Raw genomic sequence first — 6,340 nt, 5'->3', positions numbered from 1 at the left:
TCTAGAAATTTAACATATTAATTATAGTCTAGTAATAATAGATGGTTATAATAAAAATATAATAATTAAGAAGGTGATTTTTTTGGATAGTATTGCAAAGAAAAATTATTTAGAAATTTTAAAAACATTTTTTATTGCTTTAGTTTTCTTAGCATTTGGGTCCTTTATTGGAGTAAATTTTATACCTTATAGTATTAGATATATGTTAAATATAGCATTTTTCATTTTAATATTGGTATCAGCCTTTACAAGAAAAGGAGGATTTGTTCATAATAAAGTTAGTATGAACATTTATGCTTTTATTTTAGGAATATTAACCGGATCGACATATGTATATTATTTTTATAATTTAGGAGCAGGTACATTTATTTCAGTAGTTATAGGTGTAGTTCTTATTTTTGGTATTTCTTATTTAGTAGCATTAAATCAAAGTGAAGAAACTATTTTTCGATTAGGACCAATGATAACAATTGGAATACTCGTGCTACTAATATTAGAATTTATAAATATATTTTTCTTTAAGTTTGGAACATTTGATTTAATTATTTCTGCAATAGGAATAGTAATTTATTCAGTTTATGCATTAGTAATTATGAAATCAATACAAAGTAGATGCAAGTATAATATTTTATCTGAAAGTGAAGTTGTTAATTTTTCTTTCTCAATTTTTATAAGCTTTTTAAATCTTTTAGTTGATTTATTAAGATTTGTATCCATATTTAAAAATGATAATTAAAATTTATGTAAATATTCTTAGATAAAACTATTATTATGATTTTATATTAAAAGCATAATAATAGTTTTTAGTTTTATAAATTATAATATTTTCTTTTAAAATATAATATATTATTTAAAAACATATTAATTTATAATTAAACTATCTAATAGTGCACTTAATAAGCAATATCCTATAGAATCATAATTTTTATTGAATATATTAATTAGTTATAAAATATAAATAAACATAAGCAATTAAAGTCATATATTTATAAAAAGCAACATTAAAGATATAATTATCTTTTTTTATATTTATGTTTAAACAATTTATACATTAAGTATATTTAATTAGTAATTTTTTAGGAGGAAAAATGAAAACTAGGCAAGTTGAAGTTTTACCTTATGATAAAAAATGGAGAATAGAATTTGAAAAAATAAAGAATATTATAGTTTTATCTTTAGCTGATATAATTATAGATGTGGAACATGTTGGTAGTACATCTGTTGAAGGATTAGCTGCGAATCCTGTTATAGATATCGATATTGTAATTCCAACTTACGATTGTTTTAATATATTATTGAAAAAATTAAAAAAGCTTGGTTATACTTATGAAGAAAATAAAAGTAATAAAGATATGAAGATGTTCAAATATGTTGGTAATACTAATTTAATGGCTCATAATTTATTTATCTGTTCAAGAAAGTCTAAAGAGCTAAAAAGACATTTAGCCTTTAAAACCTATTTAAAAGAAAATAAAGACTGTCTTAATAAATATAACAATATTAAACTTGAGGCAGCTAATTTATATCCTAATAATGTTGAAACATATATTAAGTTAAAATCAGCATATGTAAGAGAAATCTATAAAAAATTGAATTTGCTATAAGAAAAGTTATCTTTATTTATAATTATTCATAATGATATAATATTAGCATAAATCAAATTTATTTTTATAGGAGATTGTACCAATGGAAAAAATTTTTATAACTAATACTGATGGCACACCTCAATTTGGATGTAGCTTATGCTATAAATGTAATAGCATTTTTGGGAAAAGCTTATGTAAAGTTAAAAATAGAGGGTGTTGTTGGTATTTTCCCAAGTTTACTTTATATGATATACAGAAGATGGTAAAAAGTGAAGAAGGAATTTCTACTTTAAATAGGATTTTAAAACTGCCTAATATTAAAATATATAATTACTATATTCATGCAGTTGGATATTTTGATTATGACAGTCATGATAAATATATAAAAAATAATGGGACATGTAAATTGCCATATGCAACAGATGAGCAAATTAAAGAAGTGAGAAATGAAATTATTTCTGAAAATGATGAATATTATATATATGAAGAATATAATGAATATGATTCAGCTAAAAATAATAATATAAAAAAACCTAGAGTTATAAATGATGTTTCTATGTTCTTTCGAGCTTGTCCCTTCGTAATAGATGGTCAGGGTTGTACATTAAATAAAAAATATAGAACTTATATTTGTAACTTTTTTTTATGTGATGAAATAACTGATAACCTTATAGAAGAGTCTACTTTTAAAAAGTATAAAGAAGAAAGGGATAATTATATCAGATGGATAGAGTGGGAAAATTCTTCTTTAGAGTCATTCTTAAGACATAAAAATATAAATTTAGTTAGAAATTTTAATGATGTAATTAATCTTCTTAAAGAAATTGAAATTAATGAATATGAATTTCCAATTTTAGACGAAATAAATATAAACTTAAAATAAAAATGGTAGCAATTATTTAAATAGAGTAAGATAGATATAGAATAGTTAGTATAATAACTATTCTATATCTTTTTTTATATATTATAAAATTTCAAGTATTTCCACCTTATAATTTTCACCAGGTGCCATTACTTCAGCTATATCCCCAGCCTTTTTTCCAACTAGAGCTTTTCCTAAGTCGGATTCAATACTAATTAACATATCTTCTGGCTTTGCATCTAACGTAGTAACTAGGGTAATTGTATCTTCGAAATCATCATCTAAAAATTTAATTTTAGCTTTTGTATTTATTCCAATAATAGATTTATCCATTCGTTCATCATCAATAATAGTTGATGTTGTAATTAAGGTTAATAAGTGTTGTATCCTATTATCATTTTCTCTATATTCTTCACATGCAGCTTTATATTCTGCATTTTCTGATCTATCACCATGAGCTGCTGCAATTAATTTTTCTTTAGCAATTTCTGCTCTACGAACAGTCATTCTATATTCTAATTCTTCTTGTAATTTTTTAATATTTGATTCAGTTAATATTTTTTTCATAAAAAACGTATCTCTCCTAAAAATTATTATGATAATATTATAAAGATTTATTAAATAAAAATAAAGATATCATTATAAGAAACAAAAAAATTCAAATGATATTTTTATTTAAACTTACATCTTTAAAAAATTAATTTTTTAAAGATGTATAATTATACTATAATATAAAATTAAATATCACAATAAATTTAAAATACAACGTGTAGTTTGTCGATGTTCAACGTAAGTCCAGTTGCCGATAAATTACACTTTTTTTATTAGGAGGAAAAGTTTATGTTTTCAAAAAATGAATATATTATTTATGGATCAACTGGTGTTTGCAAAATAATCGATATTGTTAAAAAGAAATTTGGATTTAATAAAGAAAGAGAATATTACATTTTAAAACCAGCATATGATACTAATTCAACTATATATGCACCAATTGATAACGAAAAAATTAGTATTCGAAAAATTATGACTAAAGAAGAAGTATACGATTTAATCAAAACAATGCCTGATAACGAAACTATCTGGATTGATGATATGAATTTAAGAAAAGAAACGTATAATGAAATATTGAAAAAGGGTAATAAGAAGGATATAGTTAAGCTTATTAAGACACTGTATATGGAAAAGCTAAGAAAAAAAGAAGAGGGTAAAAAACTTAATGCTGGAGATGAAAAAATTATGAACGAAGCTGAAAAGCTTTTGCATGAAGAGTTTGCATTAATATTAAATATAAAAGTTGATGAAGTTTTACCTTTCATTTTGGGGAAATTATCTCCAGAAGAAAAAGAAAATTTTAATTTTTGATTATTTAGTCTAAAAATATAGGGTAAGGTATTTTACTAAAACACCTTACCTCTAATATAAAATAATATATATTTTTCTATGAAATTAGTTCATCTATTAGTTGAGATACTGGAACTATTTTATCTATTCTATATGCATTAGATCCACAAAAAATCAAACCATTATCAATATCGCCATAAGCTGCATTTATAAGAGCTTTGCTAATACAATATGGTGTAGTTGATGGATTACATGGAACAAGGCAATTGTAACATTTTGTTATTTTTTCACCTTCACTTGCTATCTTTTCTAAAAATTTATTTTTAATAGCTCTTCCAGGCATACCAACAGGACTTTTTACAATTTGTATATCTTTTTTAGTACAGTTAACATATGAATTTTTATATCTTATATCTGCATCACATTCATTAGTAGCTACAAATCTTGTACCAATTTGCACACCGCTAGCACCTAAATTCATATATTTCTTTATATCATTATTATCAAAAACACCACCACCAACAATTACAGGAATATCTTGATTATTTTCTTCTTCAAATTCTTTAACAGTCTTTAAAATATCAATTACATTATCATCAAATCTTTCAATTTCACTTTCAATTTTATCACCTTTAAATCCTAGATGCCCACCTGCTTTTGGCCCTTCTACGATAATCCCATCTGCAATTTTATTATAATGTTTCTTCCAATATGTTAATATTAATTTTGCTGCTTTTGTTGACGATACTACTGGCAATATTTTTATAGAACTATCCTTTGTATATTCCGGTAATTTTAATGGCAATCCAGCTCCTGAAATAATTAAATCGGCACCACCTTCAATAGTGGCTTCAACTAATTCTTTATAATTATTCATAGCAACCATTAAGTTAACTCCAATGATTCCATTATTGCTAATTTCTTTTGCTTTAATTATGTGCTTTTTTAAAGCTCTTATATTAGCTTCTAATGTATTAGTTTCAAAATCCTTTTCTCGATATCCAGGATGTGCAGCTGAAATAATGCCAATAGCACCATTTTTAGCAACATTTCCTGCCAAGTTAGAAAGTGAGATACCAACTCCCATTCCCCCTTGTATAATAGGTAATTTCGACATTATATTCCCGATTTTTAATTCTCTTAATTTCATTTTATTACTCCCTTTACTAAAATACTTTGATAATCAAAATATATTTCAAAGTATAATATATTTTATCTAAAAAGGCAACAATCAAAAAAAATATTGACAAAATTTAAAAGTAGAATTATCATAAAGATGTTTGATGGTCAAAATATTTGGGGGAGGAGTGAAAAATTTAACATTTTTTTATTTTAATTTTTTTATTTCGTGCAATTATTAATTAGAAATTATTTTTATTTATTAATTATATAACACAAGAGAAAAACTCTATAAAACATACAAAAGAAAATTGTAACTTATTATTTATTATGAGTTACTTAAGATAAAAAATATTAAATTACTTAATATTTTATATTTTTAACATTTTGATTTGATTGTCAAATAATTATATTTTAAAAACAAAGGTGTTAAGATGAGTTTAGTGAAGTTTATAGGAATTGGGCATTATTGTCCTAAGAAGATCGTAACAAACAATGAATTATCAGAAATTGTTGACACGTCACATGAATGGATCGTTAAAAGGACTGGTATATCTAAAAGAAGAATTTCAAGTGGTGAAGGAACCGTTGATTTAGCAGTTAATGCAGCTAGAAGTGCAATGGAAATGGCCAATTGTACACCTGAGAGCATTGACTTAATAATTGTAGCCACAACATCACCAGATAGGCTTATGCCATCAACAGCATGTAGCGTACAAAAAAGTTTAAGATGTATTAATGCCGCAGCTTTCGATGTAAGTGCAGCTTGCTCAGGTTTTTTATATTCATCAGTAATAGCTAATTCATTATTAAAATGTGAAGAAGGTAAAAGAGCTTTAGTAATTGGAAGTGAAGTTCTTTCAAGGATAGTAGATTGGACGGATCGTAATACATGTGTATTATTTGGAGATGGTGCAGGGGCTGCTATATTAGAAATTTCTAATGATAGTTCTGGAATAATAAGTACCTGTATAGGTTCTGATGGAACTAACGGATTAAAAGCACTATCTGCTAATCAATTCTCAATCAATACGCCATTTTCTGATTCTACTTTAGAAAGAAAAGATTTTATAGAAATGGATGGTCGAGAAGTATTTAAGTTTGCAATATCTATAATCCCAAAGGTAGTAAATGATTTATTACAAAAAGCTAATGAAGATATTGAGAATATAAAATATATAATACCACACCAAGCTAACTCTAGAATTATAGATGATGCTGCTAAAAAATTAAATTTAAGTAGGGACAAGTTCTTAATGAACCTTGAACAATACGGTAACACCTCTGCAGCAAGTGTTCCTATAGCATTAAGCGAATCTGTAGATAAAGGCCTTATTAATAAAGGTGATAAAATAATTTTAGTAGCTTTTGGTGGTGGCCTTACATGGAGTGGAATATTATTAGAATGGTAATTTTTAAAAATAGGTAGATA

7 protein-coding genes are annotated in these 6,340 nt (G+C 24.9%); 5 read left to right on the top strand and 2 right to left on the bottom strand.

Going from position 1 to position 6,340, the window contains the following annotated elements:
- Positions 1-73 precede the first annotated feature (73 nt).
- The 3 genes from I4V63_RS01055 (at position 74) to I4V63_RS01045 (ending at position 2,469) form a co-directional block, all read left to right on the top strand.
- The gene (locus I4V63_RS01055) at positions 74-736 is read left to right on the top strand and encodes a Bax inhibitor-1 family protein (protein ID WP_347707702.1); all 663 of its coding nucleotides are present in this window, start codon (positions 74-76) and stop codon (positions 734-736) included.
- Positions 737-1,088: 352 nt separating this feature from the next.
- Entirely contained in the window at positions 1,089-1,604 is a 516-nt protein-coding gene (locus I4V63_RS01050) for a GrpB family protein (RefSeq protein ID WP_195999449.1), read from the top strand.
- 82 nt (positions 1,605-1,686) lie between these two features.
- Complete coding sequence (locus tag I4V63_RS01045) at positions 1,687-2,469, top strand: hypothetical protein (protein WP_195999448.1); 783 nt, start codon at positions 1,687-1,689, stop codon at positions 2,467-2,469.
- 81 nt (positions 2,470-2,550) lie between these two features.
- Here I4V63_RS01045 and greA read toward each other — a convergent pair whose 3' ends face one another.
- Positions 2,551-3,015 (bottom strand): transcription elongation factor GreA, encoded by a 465-nt coding sequence (gene greA, locus I4V63_RS01040; RefSeq protein WP_042400359.1) that lies wholly within the window; start codon positions 3,013-3,015, stop codon positions 2,551-2,553.
- Between the two features lie 273 nt (positions 3,016-3,288).
- Here greA and I4V63_RS01035 point away from each other — a divergent pair, with 273 nt between their 5' ends.
- Positions 3,289-3,810 carry a CarD family transcriptional regulator gene (locus I4V63_RS01035; RefSeq protein WP_195999447.1) on the top strand — a complete coding sequence of 174 codons (522 nt, stop codon included), beginning with the start codon at positions 3,289-3,291 and terminating at the stop codon, positions 3,808-3,810.
- A gap of 76 nt (positions 3,811-3,886) precedes the next feature.
- Here the strand turns inward: I4V63_RS01035 and I4V63_RS01030 are convergent, their stop codons facing one another.
- Complete coding sequence (locus I4V63_RS01030) at positions 3,887-4,939, bottom strand: nitronate monooxygenase (protein WP_195999446.1); 1,053 nt, start codon at positions 4,937-4,939, stop codon at positions 3,887-3,889.
- Positions 4,940-5,342: 403 nt separating this feature from the next.
- Between I4V63_RS01030 and I4V63_RS01025 the strand changes: the two genes are divergently transcribed.
- Entirely contained in the window at positions 5,343-6,320 is a 978-nt protein-coding gene (locus I4V63_RS01025; protein ID WP_195999445.1) for a beta-ketoacyl-ACP synthase III, read from the top strand.
- Positions 6,321-6,340 lie beyond the last annotated feature (20 nt).

Source organism: Clostridium sp. 1001271B_151109_B4, assembly GCF_015670405.1.
Lineage (GTDB): Bacteria > Bacillota > Clostridia > Clostridiales > Clostridiaceae > Clostridium.
The sequence above is the reverse complement of the archived record's forward strand: the minus strand, read 5'-3'. Positions and strand labels throughout refer to the sequence as shown.